The sequence below is a fragment of the Pseudoroseomonas cervicalis ATCC 49957 genome (assembly GCF_000164635.1).
Lineage (GTDB): Bacteria > Pseudomonadota > Alphaproteobacteria > Acetobacterales > Acetobacteraceae > Pseudoroseomonas > Pseudoroseomonas cervicalis.
This window is the reverse complement of the sequence record NZ_GG770778.1, coordinates 253,755-278,706: the sequence shown is the minus strand read 5'-3', so window position 1 is coordinate 278,706 and position 24,952 is coordinate 253,755. Positions and strand designations below refer to the sequence as shown.

The 24,952-nt window shown below is 69.2% G+C and carries 22 protein-coding genes; 18 read left to right on the top strand and 4 right to left on the bottom strand.

The window, feature by feature from the left end:
- Positions 1-235 precede the first annotated feature (235 nt).
- The 13 genes from HMPREF0731_RS08590 (at position 236) to HMPREF0731_RS08540 (ending at position 13,422) form a co-directional block, all read left to right on the top strand.
- Positions 236-2,110: an ABC-F family ATP-binding cassette domain-containing protein gene (locus tag HMPREF0731_RS08590; RefSeq protein WP_040612580.1), complete on the top strand. Its 1,875-nt coding sequence runs from the start codon at positions 236-238 to the stop codon at positions 2,108-2,110.
- A gap of 104 nt (positions 2,111-2,214) precedes the next feature.
- A complete protein-coding gene (locus HMPREF0731_RS26360) occupies positions 2,215-4,389 on the top strand; it encodes a methyl-accepting chemotaxis protein (RefSeq protein WP_007003693.1) in 2,175 nt (724 codons plus the stop codon).
- Between the two features lie 90 nt (positions 4,390-4,479).
- A complete protein-coding gene (locus HMPREF0731_RS08580) occupies positions 4,480-5,439 on the top strand; it encodes a Bug family tripartite tricarboxylate transporter substrate binding protein (protein WP_040612579.1) in 960 nt (319 codons plus the stop codon).
- A gap of 253 nt (positions 5,440-5,692) precedes the next feature.
- Positions 5,693-6,457, top strand: coding sequence for a phosphoribosylaminoimidazolesuccinocarboxamide synthase (purC, locus tag HMPREF0731_RS08575; protein WP_040612577.1), 765 nt, complete (start codon positions 5,693-5,695; stop codon positions 6,455-6,457).
- Complete coding sequence (gene purS / locus HMPREF0731_RS08570) at positions 6,454-6,693, top strand: phosphoribosylformylglycinamidine synthase subunit PurS (protein ID WP_007003690.1); 240 nt, start codon at positions 6,454-6,456, stop codon at positions 6,691-6,693. Before purC ends, purS begins: the two co-directional genes overlap by 4 nt.
- A 39-nt stretch (positions 6,694-6,732) precedes the next feature.
- Positions 6,733-6,978 (top strand): hypothetical protein, encoded by a 246-nt coding sequence (locus tag HMPREF0731_RS08565; protein ID WP_007003689.1) that lies wholly within the window; start codon positions 6,733-6,735, stop codon positions 6,976-6,978.
- 49 nt (positions 6,979-7,027) lie between these two features.
- Complete coding sequence (purQ, locus tag HMPREF0731_RS08560; RefSeq protein WP_007003688.1) at positions 7,028-7,726, top strand: phosphoribosylformylglycinamidine synthase subunit PurQ; 699 nt, start codon at positions 7,028-7,030, stop codon at positions 7,724-7,726.
- Between the two features lie 142 nt (positions 7,727-7,868).
- Positions 7,869-9,101, top strand: a complete 1,233-nt coding sequence (locus tag HMPREF0731_RS23660; RefSeq protein WP_007003686.1) for a DUF262 domain-containing protein — start codon at positions 7,869-7,871, stop codon at positions 9,099-9,101.
- Between the two features lie 76 nt (positions 9,102-9,177).
- A complete protein-coding gene (locus tag HMPREF0731_RS26495; protein WP_083854474.1) occupies positions 9,178-9,387 on the top strand; it encodes an HNH endonuclease in 210 nt (69 codons plus the stop codon).
- A 271-nt stretch (positions 9,388-9,658) separates the two neighbouring features.
- On the top strand, positions 9,659-11,872 hold the full coding sequence (purL, locus tag HMPREF0731_RS08555) for a phosphoribosylformylglycinamidine synthase subunit PurL (RefSeq protein WP_051014718.1): 2,214 nt from the start codon (positions 9,659-9,661) through the stop codon (positions 11,870-11,872).
- Positions 11,873-11,894: 22 nt separating this feature from the next.
- Positions 11,895-12,125: a BolA family protein gene (locus HMPREF0731_RS08550; protein ID WP_007003683.1), complete on the top strand. Its 231-nt coding sequence runs from the start codon at positions 11,895-11,897 to the stop codon at positions 12,123-12,125.
- Positions 12,126-12,137: 12 nt separating this feature from the next.
- On the top strand, positions 12,138-12,476 hold the full coding sequence (grxD, locus tag HMPREF0731_RS08545; RefSeq protein WP_040612575.1) for a Grx4 family monothiol glutaredoxin: 339 nt from the start codon (positions 12,138-12,140) through the stop codon (positions 12,474-12,476).
- Between the two features lie 175 nt (positions 12,477-12,651).
- A complete protein-coding gene (locus tag HMPREF0731_RS08540; RefSeq protein WP_157136018.1) occupies positions 12,652-13,422 on the top strand; it encodes a hypothetical protein in 771 nt (256 codons plus the stop codon).
- Between the two features lie 18 nt (positions 13,423-13,440).
- Here HMPREF0731_RS08540 and HMPREF0731_RS08535 read toward each other — a convergent pair whose 3' ends face one another.
- From HMPREF0731_RS08535 to rpsD, 3 genes are all read right to left on the bottom strand, one after another.
- Positions 13,441-14,760 (bottom strand): MATE family efflux transporter, encoded by a 1,320-nt coding sequence (locus HMPREF0731_RS08535; RefSeq protein ID WP_007003680.1) that lies wholly within the window; start codon positions 14,758-14,760, stop codon positions 13,441-13,443.
- A 67-nt stretch (positions 14,761-14,827) separates the two neighbouring features.
- The gene (locus HMPREF0731_RS08530; RefSeq protein ID WP_040612573.1) at positions 14,828-16,630 is read right to left on the bottom strand and encodes an SLC13 family permease; all 1,803 of its coding nucleotides are present in this window, start codon (positions 16,628-16,630) and stop codon (positions 14,828-14,830) included.
- A 155-nt stretch (positions 16,631-16,785) separates the two neighbouring features.
- Positions 16,786-17,403: a 30S ribosomal protein S4 gene (rpsD, locus tag HMPREF0731_RS08525; protein WP_007003678.1), complete on the bottom strand. Its 618-nt coding sequence runs from the start codon at positions 17,401-17,403 to the stop codon at positions 16,786-16,788.
- A 196-nt stretch (positions 17,404-17,599) separates the two neighbouring features.
- Between rpsD and HMPREF0731_RS08520 the strand changes: the two genes are divergently transcribed.
- A complete protein-coding gene (locus HMPREF0731_RS08520) occupies positions 17,600-17,812 on the top strand; it encodes a hypothetical protein (protein ID WP_007003677.1) in 213 nt (70 codons plus the stop codon).
- A gap of 132 nt (positions 17,813-17,944) precedes the next feature.
- On the opposite strand, the gene HMPREF0731_RS08515 is transcribed toward HMPREF0731_RS08520, so the two are convergent.
- Positions 17,945-19,840: an ABC transporter ATP-binding protein gene (locus tag HMPREF0731_RS08515; protein WP_007003676.1), complete on the bottom strand. Its 1,896-nt coding sequence runs from the start codon at positions 19,838-19,840 to the stop codon at positions 17,945-17,947.
- A gap of 173 nt (positions 19,841-20,013) precedes the next feature.
- On the opposite strand from HMPREF0731_RS08515, the gene HMPREF0731_RS08510 reads away from it, so the two are divergent.
- The 4 genes from HMPREF0731_RS08510 to HMPREF0731_RS25175 all read left to right on the top strand — a co-directional run.
- Complete coding sequence (locus HMPREF0731_RS08510) at positions 20,014-21,063, top strand: glycosyltransferase family 4 protein (RefSeq protein WP_040612571.1); 1,050 nt, start codon at positions 20,014-20,016, stop codon at positions 21,061-21,063.
- Between the two features lie 288 nt (positions 21,064-21,351).
- A complete protein-coding gene (lepA, locus tag HMPREF0731_RS08505) occupies positions 21,352-23,157 on the top strand; it encodes a translation elongation factor 4 (RefSeq protein ID WP_007003672.1) in 1,806 nt (601 codons plus the stop codon).
- A 200-nt stretch (positions 23,158-23,357) separates the two neighbouring features.
- On the top strand, positions 23,358-24,362 hold the full coding sequence (locus tag HMPREF0731_RS08500) for a tripartite tricarboxylate transporter substrate-binding protein (RefSeq protein ID WP_007003671.1): 1,005 nt from the start codon (positions 23,358-23,360) through the stop codon (positions 24,360-24,362).
- 178 nt (positions 24,363-24,540) lie between these two features.
- Positions 24,541-24,952, top strand: a 412-nt coding sequence (locus HMPREF0731_RS25175; protein ID WP_007003670.1) for a hypothetical protein, incomplete at its 3' end; no start/stop codon positions are given.

Here is a 24,952-nt window from a genome sequence, read left to right as displayed (position 1 = left end):
AGCATCGGTGTGGCGGCGGAGAGCGGCATCAGCGGGGCGGGGTCTCGGCGGGCGAAGGGGTCATCGGGCGGCGTCCGGTCAGCCCGGGCAACCTAGGGCCGGGGGCCGGGCGCCGCCAGGGCGGATGGCGCGGCCGCCGCGTGACGGAGAGTGACAGGCCCCGCACCGGCCGGGCGCCCCTGCCCCGCCCGCTGCACGCTTCCCGCCGCCCCCGCTTCTGCCCTACATGCGGGGCATGACCGTGCTCGCCATCCGTGACCTGACCATCCGCATCGCCGGCCGCCCGCTGCTGGAGGGCGCCGAGCTGGCCGTCGAGCCCGGCCGCAAGATCGGCCTGGTCGGGCGCAACGGGGCGGGCAAGTCCACCCTGTTCCGCGCCATCACCGGCGAGATCCAGGCCGATGGCGGCGAGATCCGCCTGGCCTCGCGCGCCCGCATGACGCATGTGGCGCAGGAGGCGCCGGCCGGCAGCGCCAACCTGCTCGACACCGTGCTGGCCGCCGACACCGAGCGCGCCCGGCTGCTGGCGGCGCTGGAGACCGAGACGGATGGCGCGCGGCTCGGCGAGATCCATGAGCGGCTGATCGCCATCCGCGCCGACAGCGCGCCCTCGCGCGCCGCCACCGTGCTGTCGGGGCTCGGCTTCGACGCGGCGGCGCAGGCGCGGCCGGTGGGCGAGTTCTCCGGCGGCTGGCGCATGCGCGTGGCGCTGGCCCAGGCGCTGTTCATCGAGCCCGACCTGCTGCTGCTGGACGAGCCGACCAACCACCTGGACCTGGAGGCGACGCTGTGGCTGGAGGGCTGGCTGACCCGCTTCCCCGGCGCGGCCATCGTCATCAGCCACGACCGCGGCCTGCTGGAGCGCTGCGTCGACGCCATCGCGCATCTCGACCGGCTGAAGCTCGCCCTCTACCCCGGCGGCTACGACAATTTCGTCCGCATCCGCACCGAGCGCGCGGCGCAGCTTCAGGCGCAGAGCGAGAAGGTGGCGGCGCAGCGGGCGCATATGCAGTCCTTCGTCGACCGCTTCCGCGCCAAGGCCACCAAGGCGCGCCAGGCGCAGTCCCGGCTGAAGGCGCTGGAGAAGCTGCCGGTCATCGAGACGGTGGTGGAGGACGCCCCCACCCGCTTCGCCTTCCCCGAGCCGGCCGAGCTGGCGCCGCCCATCCTCTCCCTCTCCCGCGTCGATGTGGGCTATGACGGGCGGCCGATCCTGCGCGGGCTGGAGCTGCGGCTGGACCAGGAGGACCGCATCGCCCTGCTGGGCGCCAATGGCAATGGCAAGTCGACGCTGGCCAAGCTGCTGGCCGGGCGGCTCGAGCCCATGGGCGGCCACACCCATCGCGACCGGCGGCTGAAGGTCGGCTACTTCGCCCAGCACCAGGCGGAGGAGCTGGACATGGCCGGCACCCCGCTCTCCCACATGCAGGCGGCGCTGGGGGCCAAGGCGACCGAGACGCAGTGCCGCGCCCAGCTCGCCCGCTTCGGCCTGGACGAGGAGCGGGCGACCACCACCCTCTCCGGCCTGTCGGGCGGCGAGAAGGCGCGGCTGCTGCTGGCGCTCTGCACCCGCGACGCGCCGCACCTGCTGATCCTCGACGAGCCGACCAACCACCTCGACATCGACGCGCGCGAGGCGCTGGTGAAGGCGCTGGCCGGCTTCGGCGGCGCCGTGGTGCTGATCACCCACGACCCGCATCTGGTGACGCTGGCGGCCGACCGGCTCTGGCTGGTGGGCGATGGCAAGGTGACGCCCTTCGAGGGCGATCTCGACGACTACCGCGCCCTGCTGGCCGAGCGTGCCCGCGCCGCGCGCGGCGGGGCCGCCGACACCAGCCCGACCCGCCGCGACGAGCGGCGCGAGCGGGCCGAGAACCGCCAGGCCCTGGCGCCGCTGCGCAGCCGCGTCGCCAAGGTCGAGGCGGAGATGGCCAGGCTGCAGAAGGAGGCCGCGCTGCTGGAGAAGAAGCTCGGCGACCCCGACACCTATGCCCGCTTCAAGGCCGAGGACATCGCCTGGGCCAGCCAGCGCCAGGGCGCCATCGCCAAGCAGGTGGCCGCCCTGGAAGAGGAATGGCTGGAGCTGCAGGAGAAGCTGGAGACCGCCTGAGCCGGCTTTCTGAGACACAGGATAAACTCGGGGATAAGGCCTCCGCGGCTCTGCTGGTGGCACCGCTCCGCGCTTCAGCGAGGGCGCCGGAGAGCCACGGCACGATGCTTCAGCTGAAATCTGTCCAGACCAAGATCATCCTGCTCGCCGGACTTTGCCTGCTGGGCACCGCGGGGCTGCTCGGCGGCTTCGGCATCGTCGCCACCACCCGTACCAACGCCATGGTGGACGAGAAGGTGGGCGGGCTGCTGGAGGAGAACGGGCGGCGCTTCCTGGCCAGCCTGGCGGCGCAGAAGGCGGGCGAGCTGGGCATGGAGTTCCACGGCGCGCTGAACGCGGCGCGCAACATGGCCACCAGCTTCGCCGTGCTGGCCAGCGGGCCGGAGGCGGCGCCGCCCGAGGCGCGGCGCGGCCAGATCAACGCCATCCTGCGCAATGTGCTGGAGCGCGAGCCGCGCTTCAACGGCACCTACACCGCCTGGGAGCCGGAGGCGCTGGACGGGCGCGACACCGCCTATCGCGGCCGCGCCGAGGCCGGCTCCGACGCCACCGGCCGCTTCCTGCCCTACTGGACCCGCGGCCAGGGCGGGCGGATCGCGCTGCAGCCGCTGGTCGAATACGACAGCGAGGCGCTGCACCCGAACGGAGTGGCGAAGGGCGGCTGGTATCTCGGCCCCAAATCCACCGGGCGCGAGAGCGTGCTCGACCCGCTGCCCTATGTGGTGCAGGGGCGCTCGGTCTTCCTCGCCACCCTCTCGGTGCCGATCCGCGCCGGCGGCCGCTTCCTCGGCGTCGCCGGGGCGGATTTCGACCTCGCCTTCGTGCAGCGCCTGGCCGAGGAGGCCAGCCGCGACCTCTATGCCGGCCGCGGCCAGGTGGTGATCCTGAGCCATATGGGGCTGGTGGCCGGCCACAGCGCCCGGCCCGACCTGGTCGGCCGCAGCTTCTCCGGCGAGAGCCCGGACTGGGCGCGCGACCTGGCCACGCTGCGCGAGGGCCGCGCCAGCGTCGCCCTGGCGCCCGCCACCGACATGCTGCGCGCCTTCGCCCCGGTGCGGATGGGCGAGAGCGGCGCCTGGTCGGTGCTGGTGCAGGTGCCGCGCGCCGTGGCCATGGCCGAAGCCACCACTCTGGCCGGAGAGCTGGCCGGCAATGCCAGCCGCAGCACGCTGTGGCAGGCCGCCGCCGGCGTGGCGGTGACGCTGCTGGGCGTGCTGATGATGTGGCTGGTGGCGCGCGGCATCGCCCGCCCGGTGCGGGCCTGCGTCGGCTTCGCCCAGGGCATCGCCGCCGGCCGGCTGGACCAGCGGCTGGAGGTGACGCAGCAGGACGAGGTCGGCACCCTGGCCGTGGCGCTGCGCCGCATGCAGGACGACCTGGCCGCCGCGCGCGAGAAGGAGGCCGCCGAGCAGGCCCGCGCCGAGCATGAGCGAATCGCCACCATGCGCCGCATGGCCGACGAGATCGAAAGCCGCATCAAGGCCATTGCGCGGCAGATCGATGGGGCGGCGCGGCAGATGACCGGCACGGCGCGGCAGATGTCGGCCTCCGCTGGCACCACCAGCGAACGGGCCGGCGCCGTCGCCACCGCCTCGGCCGAGGCCAGCGGCAATGTGCAGACCGTGGCCGCCGCCACCGAGGAACTCTCCGCCTCGGTGCGCGACATCGCCACCCAGATGCAGAACGCCTCCGGCATCGCCACCCGCGCCGTCGCCGCGGCCGAGGCGGCGAATGGCAAGGTGGTCGGGCTGATCGCCTCGGCCGAGCGGATCGGCGACGTGGTGCGGCTGATCTCCGACATCGCCGCCCGCACCAACCTGCTGGCGCTGAACGCCACGATCGAGGCGGCACGCGCCGGCGATGCCGGCAAGGGCTTCGCCGTCGTCGCCTCCGAGGTGAAGAGCCTGGCCGTGCAGACCGCCCGCGCCACCGACGAGATCGCCAGCCAGGTGAGCGAGATGCAGGGCGTCACCCAATCCACCGCCGAGACCATCCGCGGCGTCGGCCAGGTGATCGGGCAGGTGCATGAGATCGCCACCATCGTCGCCGCCGCCGTCGAGCAGCAGGGCGCCGCGACGCAGGAGATCGCCCGCAACGTGCAGGAGGCCGCGGCCGGCACCGCCGCGGTCAACAGCAACATCGCCCAGGTCAGCGGAGCTGCCGAGGCCTCCGGCCAGACCGCCGGAGAGGTGCTGCAGGTCTCCACCGGCCTCACCCAGGAGGCCGCACGGCTGTCCGAGGCGATCGACGGCTTCCTGGCCCAGCTCCGCGCCGCCTGACCGGGCGCGGGGTCGGCGCGCCTCCCCCTTGGCGGCCGCCGCAGGTCATGGGAAGGAGCATGGCAACCGCCAATGGGAGAGGAAACCGCCATGCAACGCCGCACCCTGCTGCAAGCCGGCCTGGCCGCCGCCACGCTGGCGCGGCCGGCCCTGGCGCAACCCGCCCAGCCGCTGCGCATCATCGTGCCGGCGCCGCCCGGCGGGTCCACCGACATCCTGGCCCGTGGCCTCGCCGACCGCGCCCAGCACAGCCTGGGCCGCCCGGTGGTGGTGGACAACCGCGCCGGCGCCGGCGGCGTCATCGGCACCGAGGCGGCGGCGCGCAGCGCGCCGGATGGCAACACCATCCTGCTCGGCCACAACCAGACCCATGCCAGCAACCAGGCGATGATGCCCCGCCTGCCCTATCATGTGGTGGACAGCTTCGCCCCCGTGGCCAAGCTGGCCACCGTGCACCACGCGCTGGTGGTGCCGGGCAATTCGCCCTCCACGACGCTCGCCGAGTTGATCGCGCGCGGCCGGGCCGGGCGGCTGACCTACGCCTCCTCCCAGGCCGGCTCGGCCAGCCATGTGATCGCCGAGACGATGGTCCGGCGCGAGAAGATGGACGCCACCCACGTCCCCTATCGCGGCGCCGCCCCGGCGGCGACCGACACGGTGGCGGGCATCGTCGATTTCTACGTCGCCACCTTCCCCTCGGTCGCCGGGCTGGTGCGCGACGGGCAGCTCCGCGCGCTGGAGATCGGCGCGCCGGCGCGGCTGGCCGCCTTCCCCAACGTGCCCACCGCGGCCGAGGCCGGCGCGCCCTATCTGGCGGTGGATGCCTGGTTCGGCCTGTTCGCCCCCGCCGGCACCCCGGCCGAGTCCGTGCAGCGCATCGCCGACGCCATGCTCCAGGCCCTGGCCGAGCCGGAGATCGGCACCCGCCTGACCACCGCCGGCTTCACCCTGGACCCGCTGCCGCCGGCCGCCTTCGCCGAGTTCCAGCGCCAGGAGGTCGCGCGCTGGGCGGAGATGGTGCGCATCACCGGCGTGACGATCGACGGGTAAAAGATAAGAAGAAAGGCGTCCTTTTTTAGAAAAAAAGGACCAAAAAACTTTTGTCAGTTTGGCGTCCCGCCTATGGCCTGATGTGGGACGCCAAACTGAAAGAAAGTCTTTTTGCTTCTTTTTCTTTAGAAAAAGAAGACTCTTCCGCGCACCCGCCATGCGCCCATGAGCGGTGGCGACGCTGGCCCCTGCCTGCTATACGCGCGCGGACGATGCCGCCCCCCTTTCCGGCGGCCAGAGGGATCAGTGGATCATGGCGCGACGCCGGCAGCTCTATGAAGGCAAGGCGAAGGTCCTGTTCGAGGGGCCGGAGCCCGGCACGCTCGTGCAGTATTTCAAGGACGACGCCTCCGCCGGCAACGGTGCCAAGAAGGGCATCATCACCGGCAAAGGCGTGCTGAACAACCGCATCAGCGAATACCTGATGACCCGCCTGGGCGAGATCGGCGTCCCCACCCATTTCATCCGCCGCCTGAACATGCGCGAGCAGCTGATCCGCGAGGTGGAGATCATCCCGCTCGAACTCGTCGTGCGCAATGTCGCGGCCGGCTCGCTCGCCACCCGGCTCGGGCTGCAGGAAGGCACCCGCCTGCCGCGCTCGATCGTCGAATACTACTACAAGAACGACGCGCTGCAGGACCCCATGGTGTCCGAGGAGCACATCACCTGCTTCGGCTGGGCCTCCACCCAGGATCTGGACGACATGGTGGCCCTCGCGCTGCGCGTGAACGATTTCCTCTCCGGCCTGTTCCTCGGCGTCGGCATCGTGCTGGTCGATTTCAAGCTGGAATTCGGGCGTCTCTACGAGAATGACGAGATGCGCATCGTCCTCGCCGACGAGATCAGCCCGGACAATTGCCGCCTGTGGGACGTGAACACGGGCGAGAAGATGGACAAGGACCGCTTCCGCCGCGACCTGGGCAAGGTCGAGGAAGGCTATCAGGAAGTGGCCCGCCGCCTCGGCATCCTGCCGGAGGCCGGCATCCGTGACATGAAGGGCCCGGAGGTGATGCAGTGAAGGCGCGTGTGACCGTCATGCCGAAGAACGGCGTCCTCGACCCCCAGGGCAAGGCCATCGAGCATGCCCTCTCCACCCTCGGCTTCGCCGCGGTGGGCGAGGTGCGGACCGGCAAGATCATCGAGCTTGAGCTCTCGGAGACCGACCCGGACAAGGCCCGCGCCCAGGCCGAGGACATGGCCCGCAAGCTGCTGGCCAACACCGTGATCGAGAGCTTCCGCGTCGAACTGGCCTGAGGCCGGCCCGACCCCCCACCCCGCCGGAGCGCTGCCGCCATGGTCAAGGCCTCCCTGCTGCTGATGCTGGTGCTGACCCTGCTGATCGGCATGGGGCTGCGCTGGCGGCAGGAGCGCCTGCCCCAGGTGGCGGCCGCATCGCCGCGCGGCCGCGCCCGCAAGCCCGGGCTGCTGGCCCGCGGCAAGGCGCGGCTCGACCTCTGGATCACCGCCGCGGCGCTGGCCTCGGTGGCCACCATCCTGCTGATGGGCGGGCTGCACTGGATTCGCGTCTGGCTGCAGTGACCGCGCCGCTTTCCCCACCCCCTCCCCTCCAGCCTCCGGGGCCCGTTGCATGAACGCCGTCATCCTCCTCTTCCCCGGCACCAACCGCGAGCGCGACATGGCGATCGCGCTGCACAAGGCGACGGGGCGGAAGCCCACCATCCTGTTCCACCAGGAGACCAGCCTGCCCGCCGGCACCGACCTGGTGGTGCTGCCCGGCGGCTTCTCCCATGGCGACTATCTGCGCTGCGGCGCCATGGCCGCCCGCTCCCCCATCATGCCGGCCGTCGCCGAGTTCGCGGCCAAGGGCGGGCATGTCCTGGGCGTCTGCAACGGCTTCCAGATCCTGACCGAGGCCGGGCTGCTGCCGGGCGCGCTGCTGCGCAATGCCAGCCTGCGCTTCCTCTCCATGGACTGCCATCTGCGGGTGGAGACCAGCGACAGCCCCTTCACCAGCCGGTGGCAGCGCGGCGAGACCTATCGCGCGCCGATGGCGCATGGCGATGGCAACTACTTCTGCGATGACGAGACCCTGGCGCGGCTGCAGGGCGAGGCGCGCGTGGCCTTCCGCTATGTCGATGCCAGCGGCCAGGCGACGCCGGAGGCCAACCGCAACGGCGCGCGCGACAACATCGCCGGCATCCTGAGCGAGAACCGCCGCATCCTGGGCATGATGCCCCACCCGGAGGATCTGGTGGACCCGCTGATGGGCGGGACGGATGGGCTGCCTCTCTTTGAGAGCATTGCTGGGGTGTTTGAGGGGGTTTGAAAGCAAGATTTTGCATTCAAACACACAACACTGATGCGGCCCAGTTCGAAAGAGCTGGGTCTTTTTCATTACCCCCAGCTGAAACATATCGACACCAATTCAAAATCGTTTCAAAATCACTTTTTTACAAAAAGGAAGCATCATGTCGGTTACGGTTGAGCAAGATGAGCAGTCCATTCCATTGGTACGCGATCCAACTCGATCTCAGAATGAAAGCGTAGAAACTGTACTCAATAGAATGAAAGAAGAAAGAGTCTTCATTCCGGACTATCAAAGAGATTCGGGGCAATGGAGTTTAGAGAAAAAATCTCTTTTTATTGAATCAATATTAAATAATCTTACCGTTCCTGCATTTTTTTTCTCAGAGTCTGGCGTAGGAAAAAGCGAAGTTGTCGACGGGCAACAGAGATTGACAACTTTGCAAGAATTCTCTCAAGACAAATTTAGACTCTGCAAAGCAGAAGATGTAAATTATCTCGTACCCGCTTCAATAGAATACGCAGGAAAAACTCATTCCGAATTGGCAAAAGATTTAAGATCTATTTTCTACGACTACCCTCTTACTATAATTTATCTTCCAAGATCAATGAATCTCAGTGCAAAATTGGAGGTTTTCCGTAGAATCAACGAAGGGGGAACGCCGCTCACTGGGCAAGACATCAGATTGGCTTATTACAGTCAGTCAAAAGCAGTAAATTTCATTCGCCTTGCTGGAATTTACGATTCTGATTCAGAATCAGCTAAGCGCATGATAGCACGCGTGGCGTCTATGGGATTAAAAAATCCCTGGGATCGAGACCCAGATGCCAAGGAATGCTGGAAAGATTGGTGGGAAGAAAAAGATAGAACTAAAGGCCAAACTCCATCTCATATGTTTTTGTGGTTTTTGACTGCCATATGTCGAGATGAACTTGATTCAATACTAAAAAATACATCTTATCTCAAAATTGCTTTTCGAGGAACTATTGAAGAAGCTCTTGACGTTTTTTGTGCCCATTTACAGTATCAAGAACAAGAAACAAAGACCCCTCAAATACTTCCTTATTGCCATCAAATAGATGATGTTTTATTTGGAAACTTTTGTTATTGGATTAAGATTGTGTTGAACGAAAAAATACCAAATCTAAGCATTGAAAAATATAGACAACTTTCCCTTGTGATTGCTGCCCTTACTGAACTTGAATTAACCAGAGACGATTTAAATGACGATCATTGGATTCAGATTAGCCGCTTCATACAAAATCCTCGGGAGGCAGGACGGCATCTTTTAGGAACCGAAGGCTACCCCGAGCCGAAAGGACGTTGGACAGGAAAAAAAGGCCAAAAAACGCAGTGCGACAAAGCTGTTGAGGCCATTAAAAAAATTGTCTCTTAGACACCCACCAGGGCTCACCACGTGTGAGCCCACATCCCGCCTCTTTCCTGCACAATGGAAAGATTATTATTATCGAATGCACTACAATAGAGAACTCGAAGGATTTATTTGTCCAATGTGCAGAAAGTTGTTTAGAGGCCCCAAAGGAATCAGAGTTTTGCAAGGAGATCATGTAATACCGTTTTCGAAAGGGGGTCATACCACATGGGAAAATTATCAACTTCTATGCAAACCCTGCAATGTAAAGAAAAGCAATTCTATCGAAGAAGGTATTTCGTTTAGCTGATCCGCCGCCTCGGCCTGCGCGCGGCGCTGCCCGGCCCGCCCTGGCTGCTGCCCGATCCGCTTTTGTCCGAAACCCTCGCCCGCATCGCCATTCCGGCGCCCCACACCGCCCCCTGGGGCCGGCGCGGCGCCCTGAAAGAAAGGCTGCGCAGCCTGCAAGGACTGCACCGCGCCGCTGCCGGGCGGGCGCGGATCAGTCGTGCAACCCGGTTGGGGTGGCCATGACGATGCTTCCTCTGGACAAGCGGCCCATCCCTGCCGAAAAGCCGCTCATGTCGGACCCCACGCCCGCCCTCCTCGCCCCCGCCCGCGCCCAGCAGCTCGCCGCCGAGTTCGGCCTCAAGCCGGATGAGTTCGAGCGCGTCCTGGCCATCCTCGGCCGCACCCCCTCCCTCACCGAGCTCGGCATCTTCTCGGTGATGTGGTCGGAGCATTGCTCCTACAAATCCAGCCGGGTCTGGCTGCGGCAGCTGCCGACCAAGGCGCCCTGGGTGATCCACGGGCCGGGCGAGAATGCCGGCGTCATCGACATTGGCGAGGGGCTGGCCGCCATCTTCAAGATGGAAAGCCACAACCACCCGAGCTTCATCGAGCCCTATCAGGGCGCGGCCACCGGCGTGGGCGGCATTCTCCGCGATGTCTTCACCATGGGCGCGCGGCCCATCGCCAACCTGAACGCGCTGCGCTTCGGCGCGCCGGACCATCCGAAGACCCGCCGCATCCTCGACGGTGTGGTGCGGGGCATCGGCGGCTATGGCAATTGCGTGGGCGTGCCCACCGTGGGCGGCGAGGTCAATTTCCACCCCTCCTACAATGGCAACCCGCTGGTCAACGCCATGACCGTCGGCATCGCCCCGCGCGACCGTATTTTTCTGAGTGCGGCGGCGGGGGTGGGCAACCCCGTGGTCTATGTCGGCTCCAAGACCGGGCGCGACGGCATCCACGGCGCCACCATGTCCTCCGCCGAGTTCAGCGCCGATTCGGAGGAGAAGCGCCCGACCGTGCAGGTCGGCGACCCCTACGCCGAAAAGCTGCTGATCGAGGCCTGCATGGAGCTGATGGCGACCGACGTCATCGTCGCCATCCAGGACATGGGGGCTGCCGGCCTCACCTCCTCCAGCGTCGAGATGGCGGGCAAGGGCGGCGTCGGCATCGAGCTGGACATGGAGAAGGTCCCCCAGCGCGAGGCGGGCATGTCCGCCTATGAGATGATGCTCTCCGAGAGCCAGGAGCGCATGCTGATGATCCTGAAGCCCGGCCAGGAGCATGTGGCCGAGGCGATCTTCCGCAAATGGGAGCTGGATTTCGCCGTCATCGGCCATCTGACCGACACCGGCCGCATCGTCATCCGCCACCATGGCGCGCTGGAGGCCGACATCCCGCTGGCGCCGCTGGAGAGCGAGGCCCCCCTCTACCACCGCCCGACGGCCGAGACGCCGAAGCAGCCCGTGCTGGACGCGGCCACGGTGGCCGACCCGGCCGGGCTGCAGGCGGCGCTGCTGACCCTGGTGGGCAGCCCCGACCTCTGCTCCCGCCGCTGGATCTGGGACCAGTATGACAGCACGGTGGGCGGCCAGACGGTCAAGCGCCCGGGTGCGGCGGACGCCGCCATCGTCCGGCTGGAGGACAGCCAGCGCGCGCTGGCCATGACCACCGACTGCACCCCGCGCTACTGCGTGGCCGACCCCGAGGAAGGCGGCCGCCAGGCGGTGGCCGAGGCCTGGCGCAACATCACCGCGACCGGCGCCCTGCCGCTGGCGATCACCGACAACATGAATTTCGGCAACCCCGAGAAGCCGGAGATCATGGGCCAGTTCGCCGCCGCCGTGCGCGGCATGGCCAGCGCCTGCACCGCGCTCGACTTCCCCGTCGTCTCCGGCAATGTCTCTCTCTACAATGAGACCGAGGGCAAGGGCATCCTGCCCACCCCGGCCATCGGCGCGGTGGGCGTGATCGAGGATGCGGCCAAGGCCGTGGGCTATGGCCTGCGCGAGGGCCAGGACCTCGTGCTGCTGGGCGAGACCGCCGGCTGGCTCGGCCAGTCCCTCTGGCTGCGCGAGATCGCCGGCCGCGAGGAGGGCGCGCCCCCGCCCGTCGACCTCGCCGCCGAGCGCCGCAATGGCGATTTCGTCCGCGCCCGCATCCAGGACGGCACGGTGCTGGCCTGCCACGACGTCGCCGATGGCGGCCTGCTGGTGGCGCTGGCCGAGATGGCGATGGAAGGCGGCGTCGGCGCGACGCTCGACCCGGCGCCGGCCGGCCTGCCCGCCCATGCCTTCTGGTATGGCGAGGATCAGGGCCGCTATGTCGTCGCCGTGCGCGACGGCGCGGCGCTGATCGAGGCCGCCCGCGCCGCCGGCGTGCCGGCCATGAAGCTTGGCCGCAGCGGTGGGGGGGACTTGGTGGTGCAGGGCGCCGTCACCATCTCCGTCGCTGATCTGCGGGCGGCGCATGAGCGCTTCCTGCCCGAGTTGATGGCGCAGTAAGGTCCGGACAGGAGAATCCACCATGGCGATGCCCGCGGCCGAAATCGAAGCCCTGATCAAGGCGGCCCTGCCCGACGCCCAGGTGACGATCGAGGATCTGGCGGGGGATGGCGACCACTACGCCGCCACCGTCGTCTCCGAGGCGTTCCGCGGCCGTTCCCGCGTGCAGCAGCACCAGATGGTCTATGCGGCATTGCAGGGGCGGATGGGCGGCGCGCTGCACGCCCTGGCCCTGCAGACCTCCGCCCCCTGAAGGATGACCCCGATGAGCAACCCCGTCTTCGAGCGTATCCAGGCCGAGATCACCGAGAACCCGGTGGTCCTCTACATGAAGGGCACACCGGTCTTCCCGCAATGCGGCTTCTCGGCCCGCGTGGTGCAGGTGCTGTCCCATGTCGGCGTGCCCTTCAAGGGCGTGAACGTGCTGGAGGACATGGAGATCCGCGAGGGCATCAAGGCCTTCACCAACTGGCCGACCATCCCCCAGCTCTATGTGAAGGGCGAGTTCGTCGGCGGCTGCGACATCATCCTGGAGATGTTCCAGAATGGCGAGCTGACCGCCCTGCTGGACGAGAAGGGCATCCCGCACCAGGCCGCCGCCTGAACCGGCCGGCCCGAGCGGGACGTGACGACCAGGCCGGGGCGGCAGCGCCCCGGCTTTTTTCTTGCGCGTGGCCGGGCCGCCGCCCACCTATGCCGCAGCCTTGGCTGGGCGGGGCGCGGTGGACAACCCGGCGCCCCGCCAGCCGTTGACCGGGCAGCCAGGGGAAGAATTCCGCATGACCAGCGACAAGCTCCGCACCGTGCTCAACCTCGTGCTGCCGCTGGCGCAGCCGCTGGTGGGGGCGATGGCGCCGCTGCTCGGCATCGGCCACACCCAGGCCGAGATGTCGGCGCGCAGCCAGACCCCCGTGGTGCCGCAGGGCTATGCCTTCTCCATCTGGGGGCTGCTCTTCGCGCTCAGCATCGCCTGGGGCATCTGGCAGGCGCTGCCGGCGGGCCGCGATTCGCTGGCGGCGCGGCGCCTCGGCTGGCCGCTGGCCGCCGCCTTCGGCTTTTCCATCCTGTGGATGGTGCTGAGCCAGCTGACCGAGAATGGCTGGCACCTTGTGCTGGTGATCCTCTGCGTCCTGGCGGCCGCCCTCACCGCCTTCTTCGTCGAACTGCGGCTGCCGCGCGACGGGCGGGTGCAGCGCTGGCTGATCCACCCGCTGGTGGGCATGCTGGCCGGCTGGGTCTCGGTCGCCACCTTCGCCAACATCGCCGGCGCGGCGATGGTCAGCGGCGCCTTTCCGCCGAGCGGCGTCGGCAACACCGTGGCGGCGGTGCTGATCCTGCTGGCCGCCGGCGGGCTGACGCTGGGTGTGCTCTGGGCGGCGCGCGGCGCGCTCTGGTACGCCGCCGCCGTGGCCTGGGCGCTGATCGCCATCCTCTACGCCAACACGGCGGGGCGGGATTTCAATCTGGTGGTGGCACTGGCCTCGGGCGCGCTGGTGGCGGTGGTGCTGGCCATGGCCTGGCAGCGCCGCCGGCTGCGCGCGCCCGCCTGAGGCACAGGGTCTGACGCCTCAGGCCGCCCGCTCCCGCCACACCCCCGGGCGGACCGAGGCGGCGGTGACCAGCCCATAGGCGGTGATGCCCAGCGCCACACCGAGGAAATGCCCCTCCATGCCCATCCCCCCCGCCCCGGCCAGCGCCGCGCCGCCGAGCGTCGCGATGCCGAAGCGGGACAGGGCGGCGGCCACCGGCCATTGCATCCGCCCCGCCCCCATGGAGGCGAAGTAGAGCGCCATGCCGAGGCCGAAGCCGCCGAAGGCCGGGCCGGTATAGGACAGCGCCAGCGCCGCCAGCGCCTGCACCGCCGGGTCGGCGGTGAACAGCCGGGCGAAGCCGCCGGGCATCAGCCCGACCGCCAGCCCCGCCACCCCCGCCAGCAGCAGCGCCATGAGGCCCCCCGCCCAGGCGGTGCGCCGCGCCAGCGCCCATTGCCCGGCGCCGGCGGCGCGCCCCACCAGCGCCGTCAGCGCCGAGCCGACGCCGAAGACCAGCGGCACGGTCAGGAACTCCAGCCGCGCCGAGATGCCATAGGCCGCCACCGCCACGGGGCCATAGGCGGCGAGCTGGCGCGTCACCACCAGCGTCGTCGCGTTGGCGATGCAGGCCAGCACGCAGGCCACCAGCCCGACCGAGAGGATGCGGCGGAACAGCAGCGCCTGCGGCCGGGCGCGCAGCCGCGGCAGGAAGCCGGCGCCGCCCCCCAGCACCTGCCGCGCCAGCACCAGCGCCGCCCCCCAGAACACCGCGGCGAAGCCGATGCCGAGCCCGGCCAGGCCCAGCCCCACCGGCTCGGCCAGCAGCCAGGCCAGGAGGGGATAGAGGATCCAGGCCAGCGTCAGCACCCGCGCCGCCAGCGCGTGCTGCCCGCCGCCGCGCAGCACCGAGGCCAGGGTGTTGGCCAGCCAGACCGGCAGCGCCCCGGCGCCGAACAGCCAGGCGCAGTAGAGCGCCGCGGCGCTGGCCGCCGCCTCGCCGCCGATGGCGCCCAGGATGGCAGCGGGGAAGATCGCCAGCGGCAGGGCGAAGAGCAGCGCGAAGCCGACCGCGATCAGCAGCGCGTGCAGCACCAGGGCGGAGGCCTCCTCCCGCCGGCCGCCGCCAAGCGCCCGGGCAATGGCGGCGGCCACGCCACCGCCCATGGCGCCGGTCGAGGTCTGCTGCAGCAGCAGCGCGAAGGGCAGCACCACCGCCCAGCCGGCCAGCGCCGCGGTGCCCTGGCGGGCGGCCAGCACCGTCTCGGCCAGCTGGGCCAGCGCCTGCAACAGCGCGATCAGCGTCGTCGGCGCCGCCAGCGCGCCGATGCGGCGCAGCACTTCCAGCCATCCCGGCACGTCTCGTTCCCTTCCCCAACCGGCCGAGGCTAGGCCGGGCGGGGGCGCGCGACCAGGGGGCGGCGCGTCAGCCCCAGAACAGCAGGATCAGCGGCGTGCCGACCAGCAGGCAGAGCAGCGCCAGCGGCGTGCCAAGGCGCGGATAGTCGGAGAATCGGTAGCCGCCCGGCTCCATCACCAGCGTGTTGGACTGGTGGCCGATCGGGCTGAGGAAGGTGCAGGAGGTGCCGATGCACACCGCCATCAGCATGGCATCCGCCGGCAGCCCGGCGGCGGGGCCGAGGCCGAGGGCGATCGGCGCCATCAGCAGCACGGTGGCGTTGTTGGCCATGATCTCGGACAGCAGCATGCAGGCCAGCAGGATGGCGCCGATCAGCGCCCAGGCGGGCAGCGCGGCGGCGGGGCCGGAGAGGCTGTCCACCAGCAGCCGGATGGTGCCGCTGGTCTCCATCGCCTGGCCGAGCGGGAACAGCGCGCCGAGCAGCACGATCACCGGCCAGTCGATCGCCGCATAGGCCTCGTCCGGCTTCAGCACGCGGCAGATCAGCATCGCCACCAGCACGCCCGAGAAGGCGATATGCGCCGGCGCCAGCTCGAACAGCACGGCCAGGATGCCGGCCAGGAACAGCAGCCCGGCCAGCCAGGCCTGCTGCGGCCGGCCCAGCACCACGCCGCGCTCGGCCAGCGGCAGCAGGGAGAGGGCCTGGAACGCCTCGGCCCGCTTGTCGCGCTGCGCCTGCACCAGCACCACGTCGCCGCCACGCAGCACGATCTCGGCCATGCGGTCGGCCACGCGCCGCCCCTGGCGGGACACCGCCAGCAGGTTCAGCCCGTGCTGGCTGCGCAGCCGCAGCTCGCCGGGCGAGCGGCCGATCAGCGGCGAGCCGGGGCGGATGATCGCCTCCACCGCGTCCACATCATCGGCGACCAGGGCGCGAATGCCCGAGGCGGCGCCCTCCTCCACCGCCTCGCCCTCGGGGTCCGGCGGCGCGCTCAGCGACAGGGCGGCGGCCTCGACCAGGCTGCGCAGCGCCTCGGCGCTGCCCTCCAGCAGCAGCGTGTCGCCCTCGCGCAGCCGCGCCTCGCCCGGCGGCGCCAGGGTGCGGTTGGGGCCGCGGAACAGGCCGACCACGGTGACATCGCCCTCCCCCAGCGCCTCCAGCCCGCGCACCGAGAGGCCGATGGCGCGGCTCTTCGGGCCGAGCCGCGCCTCGGCCACATAGTTGCCGGCGTCGATCTCGGCCGCCTTGCCGCTCTTGTCCGGCAGCAGCCGCCGCGCCACCACCAGGTAGCCGATGCCGAGCAGCGCGATGGGCAGCCCGACCCAGGCGAAGTCGAACAGCGCATAGGGGCCGAGATCGGTCTGCTCCCGCCGGATGGCGGAGATGATCAGGTTGGGGGGCGTGCCGATCAGCGTCACCATGCCGCCCAGCACCGAGCCGAAGGCCAGCGGCATCAGCGCGCGGGAGGGGGCGTAGCCCTCGCGGTAGGCGTTGCGCAGCGCCACCGGCATGAACAGCGCCAGCGCGCCCACATTGTTCATGAAGGCGGAGAAGCCGGCGCAGAGCCCGGTCTGCGCCGTGACCTGTAGCCCCGGCCGGCCGCGCATGCCGCCCAGCCGGCGCAGCAGCAGATCCACCGTGCCAGCCGATTGCAGGCCGCGGCTGATCGCCAGCACGGCGGCGACGGTGGTGACGGCGGGCTCGGCGAAGCCCAGGAAGGCCTGCTCCGGCGCCACCTGGCCGCACACCACCAGCGCCAGCAGCAGCAGCAGCAGCAGCGCCACCACATCATAGCGCACCGGCTGCAGCACGAAGCCCACCAGCGCCAGGAGGGTGAGGCCGGAGACGATCAGCTGGTCGGTGGTCATGGAGGGATCCTGGTGGTCGGCCTGCACCAACACCGGCGGGCCGCCGCGGTTGCCAGGCAGGGGCGGCCCAGGCTGGGCTCTGGCCACAAAAAAAGCCAGGCCCGGGGGGCCTGGCTTCGTTCGCGGGCCGGCGGGGAAGACCCCCGCCGCCGGGATCAGCGCGAGTAGAACTCGATGACCAGGTTCGGCTCCATCTGCACCGGATAGGGCACGTCGGAGAGCTTGGGCGCGCGCAGGAAGCGGCCCTTCATCTGGCGGTGGTCGATCTCGAGATACTCGGGCACCTCGCGCTCGCCGGACTGGGCGGCGTCGAGCACGGCGACGAGCTGCTTCGACTTCTCCTTGACCTCGATGACGTCGTTGTCACGCACCAGGTAGGAGGGGATGTTCACGCGCTTGCCATTGACCGTGATGTGGCCATGGTTGACGAACTGGCGCGCGGCGAAGGGGGTCACCGCCAGCTTCAGGCGATAGACCACGGCGTCCAGGCGGCGCTCCAGCAGCTCGATCAGGTTCTCGGAGGTGTCGCCCTTGCGGCGCACGGCCTCCTCATAATACTTGCGGAACTGCTTCTCGCCGATGTTGCCGTAGTAGCCCTTGAGCTTCTGCTTGGCCATCAGCTGCACGCCGAAGTCGGTCGGCTTCTGCTTGCGGCGCTGGCCGTGCTGGCCGGGGCCGTACTCGCGCTTGGCGACCGGGGACTTGGCGCGGCCCCACAGGTTCACGCCGAGACGGCGATTGATCTTGTACTTGCTTTCCGCGCGCTTGGTCATGCCGCGGGCTCCTTCTTGTTAAGCGCCCCAGCCTTCAGGCCGGATGCTGCTGCGTTTGTCCCGGTAGTCCCAAGGCGGGCATGCCAAGGGCGGGGCGCAGGACGTGCCTGAACCCGCTTTCCCGGAAGGGAGCGCGGCTTTAGCGCCGTGCCAGGGCGCTTGTCAAACCCGCGCGACCTGCCTACTCGGATTCCCCATGGTGACACGCTCGGAAATTCTGGTGCTGGGGCTGACGGCGGGGGTGATGGGCAGCCTCGTCGGCGGGCTGATGCTCGGCATCGGCCTCGGCCTCGTGGTCAATTCGGTGCATGCCGGCTGGGTGCTGGTGCTGCCCGCGGCGCCGATCGGCGGCCTGGTGGGATACTGGCTGGCCAAGCGGCTGGCGAAGCAGTTGCCAGAAAAAGTCTAAGAATCTTCTTTTTCTGAAGAAAAAGAAGCAAAAAGACTTCTTTCAGTTTGGTGTCCCGCCTCAAGCCTGAAGCGGGACGCCAACGGATAAAAGTTTTTTGGTTCTTTTTTACAAAAAAGAACCCTTTCCGCTTCAGGCCGCGACCTGCAGCGCCTCCGACTGGCGGCGCACCATCTCCTGATAGGGGCCGGGACGGCGCATCAGCATGTCGGGCGAGCCGTCCTGGATCACCTGGCCGCCTTCCATGACCACGATGCGGTCGAAATTGGTCAGCGTCGCCAGGCGGTGGGCCACCGCGATCACGGTGCGGCCCTGCATCAGCCCGTCCAGCGCCTTCTGCACCTCGGCCTCCGACTCCGAGTCGAGGGCGGAGGTCGCCTCGTCCAGCAGCAGGATCGGCGCGTTCTTCAGCAGGGCCCGCGCGATCGCCAGGCGCTGGCGCTGGCCACCCGAGAGCTTGGCGCCACGGTCGCCCACGATGGTGTCGAAGCCCTCCGGCAGCGCCTCGATGAAGTCGCGGCAGCGGGCGGCCTCGGCGGCGGCCAGCACCTCCTCATCGGTGGCGTCGGGGCGGGCGTAGCGGATGTTCTCCAGCACGGTGCGGTGGAACAGAGCCACATCCTGCGGCACGACCGCGATCATGTCGGACAGGCTTTCGCGGGTCGCCTCGGCGATGTCCTGGCCGTCGATGGTGACCGCACCGCCCTGCGGCGCGGCATGGCGCTGCAGCAGGGTCAGCAGGGTGGACTTGCCGGCGCCGGAGCGGCCGACCACGCCGACCTTCTGGCCCGGCTGGATGTCGAGCTCCAGCCCGCGCAGCACCGGCGCCGCGCCCTCCGGCGCCGAGGGGTAGCGGAAGGTGACGTCGCGGAACACCACATGGCCGCCCTTGGCCGCCAGGGCGTGCGCGTCCTCGGCATCCGGCAGGTCGTGCGGCACCAGCAGGGCGACCAGCGCCTCGCGCATGCGGGCGATGTACTGGGTGAGGTCGACAAGCGCCATCGCCAGGTCGCGGGAGGCGTGCAGGATGGTGAAGCCGAGGGTGCAGACCAGCACGATGTCGCCGGTGGTGGCGCGGCCCAGCTGCCACAGATGCACCACCCAGCCCAGCAGCATGGCGGTCAGGATGGCGGTGGCCACGCCATGCACCAGGCGCAGCTTCTCCAGGTAGCGCAGGCTGGTGCGGCGGGCGGCGCTCTCGGCGGCCAGCGCGCTGTCGAGGCGCTGCGCCTCCCGCCCGAAGGCGCCGAAGGCGCGCACCAGGGAGAAGTTCTGCACCACGTCCACCAGTTGCCCGTCCACCGCGGCGGCGCGGGAGGCGAAGCCGTCATGCAGCTTCTCGCCCTTGCGGCCGAGCCAGGCGACACCGACGGCCAGGGCACCGGCCACCACGACCAGGCAGCCCGCCATGATCGGGTCGACGCTGGCCAGGAAGGCGATGGCCAGCGTCACCGCGACGGCCGGCGGCACGGTGTGCCAGGTGAAGTTCTGCAGCACGGTGAAGCCCGCCGTGCCGGTGGCGCTGATCCGCGCCGCCAGCGTGCCGGCCGAGCGGTTGGCGAAGAAACCCGGGGAGTGGCCGGAAAGGTGGCGGAACAGCTCGGCCCGCATCGAGGCGGTGACGCGCGGGAAGCGGTCCGCCGCGATCCAGCCGCCGACGCGCCAGAGCAGATTGTCGGCCGCGATGATGCCGGCCAGGATGGCGAAGGCGGTCCAGACCAGCGTGGCATTGGCAGTGGCCGGCCCGCCCGAGAGCGTGTCGATCAGGTGCTTCACCGCGTAGTTGGAGCCGACCGAGCAGGCCACCGCGCCCAGCACCGCCAGCATCACCGCCGCGTGGCTGCCGCCCCAGGGGCGGATATGGCGGAACAGGAAGCCCACCGGGCGGCGGGCCAGGCGCAGCAGCGCGGCCTCCTCCGCCTGGCGCTGCTGCCGGGACGCGGCGGCCACGGGCATGGCCGCGCCGGCCGCGGCAATCCCGGCCTGATCCTCGCTGGGGTGGCTGACAGGCTGCGGGGCAGGCTGCATGGGGCGGGTCGCCTCCTTCGTCTCCGGTGCACATGCGCGTGAGATCACGCCGCATCCGCGTTGTTGGAGAGAGAACACCCGCATCAAGACGAAATCGTGGCGAAGTTTGCCCGCGTGAGACCTCAATCCGCTGCGAGTGTCAGGCCATGGACAGCAACGGAGGCCTGAGCCCGATGCGTATCGCCCAGATCGCCCCCCTGACGGAGGCCGTCCCGCCGAAGCTGTATGGCGGCACCGAGCGGATCGTCTCCTACATCACCGAGGAGCTGGTGGCGCTCGGCCATGAGGTGACGCTGTTCGCCAGCGGCGATTCCATCACCCAGGCGACGCTGGTGCCGGGCTGCGCCAAGGCGCTGCGGCTCGACCCCTCGGTGCGCGACGCCAATGCGCCGCTGACGCTGATGCTGGAGCAGGTCTACCGCCGCCGGCACGAGTTCGACCTGCTGCATTTCCATCTGGACTACCTGCCCTTCCCGCTCTTCTCGCGGCAGAGCGTGCCCTTCGTCACCACGCTGCACGGCCGGCTGGACCTGCCGGAGCTGCAGCCGGTGTTCGACACCTTCAACCAGGCGCCGGTGGTCTCGATCTCGAACGACCAGCGCCGGCCGCTGCCGCAGGCGAACTGGGCGGGCACCGTCTATCACGGCCTGCCGGAGCGCCTGCTGACCCCGATCGACGGGGCCGAGCCCGGCTACCTCGCCTTCCTCGGCCGCATCGCGCCGGAGAAGCGGGTGGACCGCGCCATCGAGATCGCCATCGCCACCAACACCAAGCTGAAGATCGCGGCCAAGGTGGACCGGGTGGACGTCGATTATTTCGAGAACCAGATCAAGCCGATGCTGGCGCATCCGCTGGTCGAGTTCATCGGCGAGATCGACGAGACGCAGAAGCGCGGCTTCCTGGCCAACGCCATCGGCCTGCTGACCCCGATCGACTGGCCGGAGCCCTTCGGCCTGGTGATGATCGAGGCGATGGCCTGCGGCGCCCCGGTGATCGCCTTCCGCCACGGCTCGGTGCCCGAGGTGATCGACGAGGGCGTGACCGGCTTCGCGGTGGACAGCATGGCCGAGGCCATCGCCGCCGTGCCGCGGCTGAAGTCGCTGCCCCGCGCCGCGGTGCGCGCCCGCTTCGAGCAGCGCTTCACCGCCCGCCGCATGGCGGAGGATTACGTCGCCCTCTACCAGCGCCTGGCCAACCCGGTGCTGCGGGTCGCCGCGGAGTAAGGATGAAGGGCCGGGTCCCCAGGGACCCGGCCTTTTTTTCAGCATCTTCTTTTTCTGAAGAAAAAGAAGCAAAAAGACTTTCTTTCAGTTGGCGTCCCGCCTCAGGCCTGAAGCGGGACGCCAACTGACAAAAGTTTTTTGGTTCTTTTTTTTCAAAAAAGAACCCTTTCCCTGCTGCTGCCCTTGCCCATCGCCCTTCCGCTTTGATTCCGCCGCCGCTTGCCCTATGTGCTTGCGGCGCGGCGGGCTCGCCTCCCCCGCCGCCCCTTTACGGCCGCCGGAAGCTCGATGACCAACACCCCCCTGTCCCGTATCCGCAACTTCTCCATCATCGCCCATATTGACCACGGCAAGTCGACGCTCGCCGACCGGCTGATCCAGGCGACGGGCGCCATCTCGGCGCGCGAGATGAAGGAGCAGATGCTCGACAGCATGGAGCTGGAGCAGGAGCGCGGCATCACCATCAAGGCGGCCTCCGTCCGGCTCGACTACAAGGCCAAGGACGGCCAGGACTATGTCCTGAACCTGATGGACACGCCGGGCCATGTCGACTTCGCCTATGAGGTGAGCCGCTCCCTCGCCGCCTGCGAGGGGTCTCTCCTCGTGGTCGACGCTTCCCAGGGGGTCGAGGCGCAGACGCTCGCGAACGTCTACCAGGCGATCGACGCCGGGCATGAGATCGTGCCCGTGCTGAACAAGATCGACCTGCCGGCGGCCGAGCCGGAGCGGGTGAAGCAGCAGATCGAGGATGTCATCGGCCTCGACGCCTCGGACGCGGTGGAGATCTCGGCCAAGTCCGGGCTGAACATCGAGGGGGTGCTGGAGGCCATCGTCACCCGCCTGCCGGCGCCCGAGGGCGACCCCAACGCGCCGCTGAAGGCGCTGCTGGTGGACAGCTGGTACGACCCGTATCTCGGCGTCATCATCCTGATCCGGGTGAAGGACGGCACCATCCGCAAGGGCCAGAAGATCCGCTTCATGGCCGAGGGCACCACCCAGACGGTGGACAGCGTCGGCGTCTTCCGCCCGAAGATGACGCCCGTCGACCACCTCGGCCCGGGCGAGATGGGCTACCTGAACGCCGCCATCAAGACGGTGGCCGAGACCAATGTCGGCGACACCATCACCGATGACCGCAACCCGGCGGCCGAGCCGCTGCCGGGCTTCAAGCCCTCGATCCCGGTGGTCTGGTGCGGCCTCTACCCGGTCGATGCCGACGATTTCGAGAAGCTGCGCGACAGCCTCGGCAAGCTGCGGCTGAACGACGCGTCGTTCCATTTCGAGGCGGAGAGCTCGGCGGCGCTGGGCTTCGGCTTCCGCTGCGGCTTCCTGGGCCTGCTGCACCTGGAGATCATCCAGGAGCGCCTCTCGCGCGAGTTCGACCTCGACCTGATCGCGACCGCCCCCTCCGTCGTCTACAAGCTGACGAACAACAAGGGCGAGACCTTCGACCTGCACAACCCGGCCGACATGCCGGACCCGACCATGATCGAGAGCATCCAGGAGCCCTGGATCAAGGCGACGATCATGGTGCCGGACGAGCATCTGGGCTCGATCCTGACGCTCTGCTCGGAGCGGCGCGGCCAGCAGGTGGAGCTGACCTATGTCGGCAACCGCGCCATGGCGGTCTATCGCCTGCCGCTGAACGAGGTGGTGTTCGACTTCTACGACCGGCTGAAGTCGGTCAGCCGCGGCTACGCCTCCTTCGACTACCAGATGGACGGCTATGACGAGGGCGACCTCGTGAAGATCTCCATCCTGGTGAACAACGAGCCGGTGGATGCGCTGTCCTTCATGGCGCATCGCAGCCAGGCCGAGCGCCGTGGCCGCTCAATCTGCGAGAAGCTGAAGGAGCTGATCCCCCGCCAGCTCTTCAAGATCCCCATCCAGGCGGCGATCGGCGGGCGCGTCATCGCGCGCGAGACCATCTCCGCCATGTCGAAGGACGTCACCGCCAAGTGCTATGGCGGTGACATCAGCCGCAAGCGCAAGCTCCTCGAGAAGCAGAAGGAGGGCAAGAAGCGCATGCGGCAATTCGGCAAGGTCGAGATCCCGCAGAGTGCCTTCATCGCCGCCCTGAAGATGGATAGCTGAAGGCCAAGCGGGGGCTGGGGATCCTGTCCCCTGCCCAATGGAGGGATGGAGAGGTGTTCGAGGGGGCGGAGCCCCCTCGATCTTTTAATGGGGGAGCGGACGCCCCCGGCCGGAACCGGCCCCGCGCTTTCCTGTTGACGGCAGGACGAGGGCCGCGGAGAGATACCTGGAACGATATCGAACCGGGAGAATCCGTCCACATGCTCCGTCGCCGCGCCCTGTCCCTCCTGGCCGCGCCCGCCCTTGCCCTGGCCGGTTCGGCCCTTGCCCTGCTGCCGGCCCGGCAGGCCGCGGCCCAGGCCTTCCCCAGCCGCAACATCACCATCGTGGTGCCCTTCGCCGCCGGCGGCCCGACCGACACCGTGACCCGGCTGGTGGCCGAGGTGATGTCGCGCGACCTCGGCCAGCCGGTGGTGGTGGAGAATGTCGGCGGCGCCGGCGGCACGCTGGGCGCGGCGCGCGTCGCCCAGGCGCGGCCGGATGGCTACACCCTGCTGCTGCACCATATCGGCATGGGCACCACGCCGACGCTCTACCGCCGCCTCTCCTACGACCCGGTGGGCGGGTTCGAGACGATCGGTCTGGTGACCGCGGTGCCGATGACGATCATCGCCCGCAAGGACTTCCCGGCCAACAACCTGGCCGAGCTGGCGGCGCTGGTGCGGCGCGACACCACGCGGATCAACTACGCCAATGCCGGCATCGGCGCCGCCAGCCATCTCTGCGGCCTGCTGCTGCAGAAGGCGATCGACGCGCCGATGACCACCGTGCCCTATCGCGGCACCGGCCCGGCGATGACCGACCTGATCGCCGGCACGGTCGACCTGATGTGCGACCAGACCACCAACACCACCAGCCATATCCGCGCCGGCGCGGTGCGCGCCTTCGCCGTCACCACCGCCGAGCGCCTGCCCTCCCTGCCCGAGCTGCCGACCGCCAACGAGGCCGGGCTGCCGGGCATGGAGGTGACGGTGTGGCACGGCCTCTACTCGCCCAAGGGCACGCCGGCCGAGGTCAACACCCGCCTCTCCCGCGCGCTGCAGGCGGCGCTGCGCGACGAGCGGCTGGTGCAGCGCTTCGCCGATCTCGGCACCGCCCCGGTGCCGCAGGACCAGGCGACGCCGGAGGCGCACCGCGCCTTCTGGCAGGCCGACATCGCCAAGTGGCGCCCGGTGATCCAGGCCGCCGGCCAGTACGCCGACTGAGGCGGCCAGCCGCCGCGACCGCCAGGGGGGGCTCTGAGCCCCCCCTTTTCCGTCTTGGCCGCGCCATGCGGCATGCCATTCTGCGCCCGCCCGCGCCCCCGCGCGCCCCTTGTGCGGCGGCGGGCCAGGGCGCATGGAGAGGCATGATGCTCCCCTTCCGCCAGCGAGCCGCCCGGGCATGAGCCGACGGGCCCCGGAACGCGGTCCGACGGTCCGGCAGCACCTGCTGATCCTGGCCCTGGCGGCGCTGCTGCCCGTCTGGGGCCTGGCCGGGCACATCGCCGGCCGCATGGCGGAGGCGGAGCGCGGCCATCTCAGCGCGGAGGCGCGCGAGACGGCGCAGGAGCTGGCCTTCGCGGTGGAGCGCCAGGCGCTCAGCCTGCGCGCCGAGCTGACCGCGCTGGCGGCGCATCCGGCGCTGCGCCAGGGCGACTACGCCACGCTGCACGCCCTCGCCGCCGCCCTGCCGCTGGAGCACGGCACCAGGCTGCGGCTGAGCGCCGCCGATGGCGGGCTGATCTTCGACACCGCCCTGCCCTACCCGCCGCCGCCCGGCGCGGCGGCCGTCGCCGCTCCCCCGCCCGGCGCCA

Excerpts from the sequence above, each read along its gene's own strand:
- HMPREF0731_RS08580 (WP_040612579.1), top strand. The coding sequence starts at position 4,480 with ATGCAACGCCGCACCCTGCTGCAAGCCGGCCTGGCCGCCGCCACGCTG.
- HMPREF0731_RS08510 (WP_040612571.1), top strand. The coding sequence starts at position 20,014 with ATGCGTATCGCCCAGATCGCCCCCCTGACGGAGGCCGTCCCGCCGAAG.
- purQ (WP_007003688.1), top strand. The coding sequence starts at position 7,028 with ATGAACGCCGTCATCCTCCTCTTCCCCGGCACCAACCGCGAGCGCGAC.
- HMPREF0731_RS08590 (WP_040612580.1), top strand. The coding sequence starts at position 236 with ATGACCGTGCTCGCCATCCGTGACCTGACCATCCGCATCGCCGGCCGC.
- purC (WP_040612577.1), top strand. The coding sequence starts at position 5,693 with ATGGCGCGACGCCGGCAGCTCTATGAAGGCAAGGCGAAGGTCCTGTTC.
- rpsD (WP_007003678.1), bottom strand. The coding sequence starts at position 17,403 with ATGACCAAGCGCGCGGAAAGCAAGTACAAGATCAATCGCCGTCTCGGC.
- HMPREF0731_RS26360 (WP_007003693.1), top strand. The coding sequence starts at position 2,215 with ATGCTTCAGCTGAAATCTGTCCAGACCAAGATCATCCTGCTCGCCGGA.
- HMPREF0731_RS08515 (WP_007003676.1), bottom strand. The coding sequence starts at position 19,840 with ATGCAGCCTGCCCCGCAGCCTGTCAGCCACCCCAGCGAGGATCAGGCC.
- HMPREF0731_RS08550 (WP_007003683.1), top strand. The coding sequence starts at position 11,895 with ATGGCGATGCCCGCGGCCGAAATCGAAGCCCTGATCAAGGCGGCCCTG.
- HMPREF0731_RS23660 (WP_007003686.1), top strand. The coding sequence starts at position 7,869 with ATGTCGGTTACGGTTGAGCAAGATGAGCAGTCCATTCCATTGGTACGC.
- HMPREF0731_RS26495 (WP_083854474.1), top strand. The coding sequence starts at position 9,178 with ATGCACTACAATAGAGAACTCGAAGGATTTATTTGTCCAATGTGCAGA.
- lepA (WP_007003672.1), top strand. The coding sequence starts at position 21,352 with ATGACCAACACCCCCCTGTCCCGTATCCGCAACTTCTCCATCATCGCC.
- HMPREF0731_RS08540 (WP_157136018.1), top strand. The coding sequence starts at position 12,652 with ATGACCAGCGACAAGCTCCGCACCGTGCTCAACCTCGTGCTGCCGCTG.
- purL (WP_051014718.1), top strand. The coding sequence starts at position 9,659 with ATGTCGGACCCCACGCCCGCCCTCCTCGCCCCCGCCCGCGCCCAGCAG.
- HMPREF0731_RS08530 (WP_040612573.1), bottom strand. The coding sequence starts at position 16,630 with ATGACCACCGACCAGCTGATCGTCTCCGGCCTCACCCTCCTGGCGCTG.
- HMPREF0731_RS08500 (WP_007003671.1), top strand. The coding sequence starts at position 23,358 with ATGCTCCGTCGCCGCGCCCTGTCCCTCCTGGCCGCGCCCGCCCTTGCC.
- HMPREF0731_RS08565 (WP_007003689.1), top strand. The coding sequence starts at position 6,733 with ATGGTCAAGGCCTCCCTGCTGCTGATGCTGGTGCTGACCCTGCTGATC.
- grxD (WP_040612575.1), top strand. The coding sequence starts at position 12,138 with ATGAGCAACCCCGTCTTCGAGCGTATCCAGGCCGAGATCACCGAGAAC.
- HMPREF0731_RS08520 (WP_007003677.1), top strand. The coding sequence starts at position 17,600 with ATGGTGACACGCTCGGAAATTCTGGTGCTGGGGCTGACGGCGGGGGTG.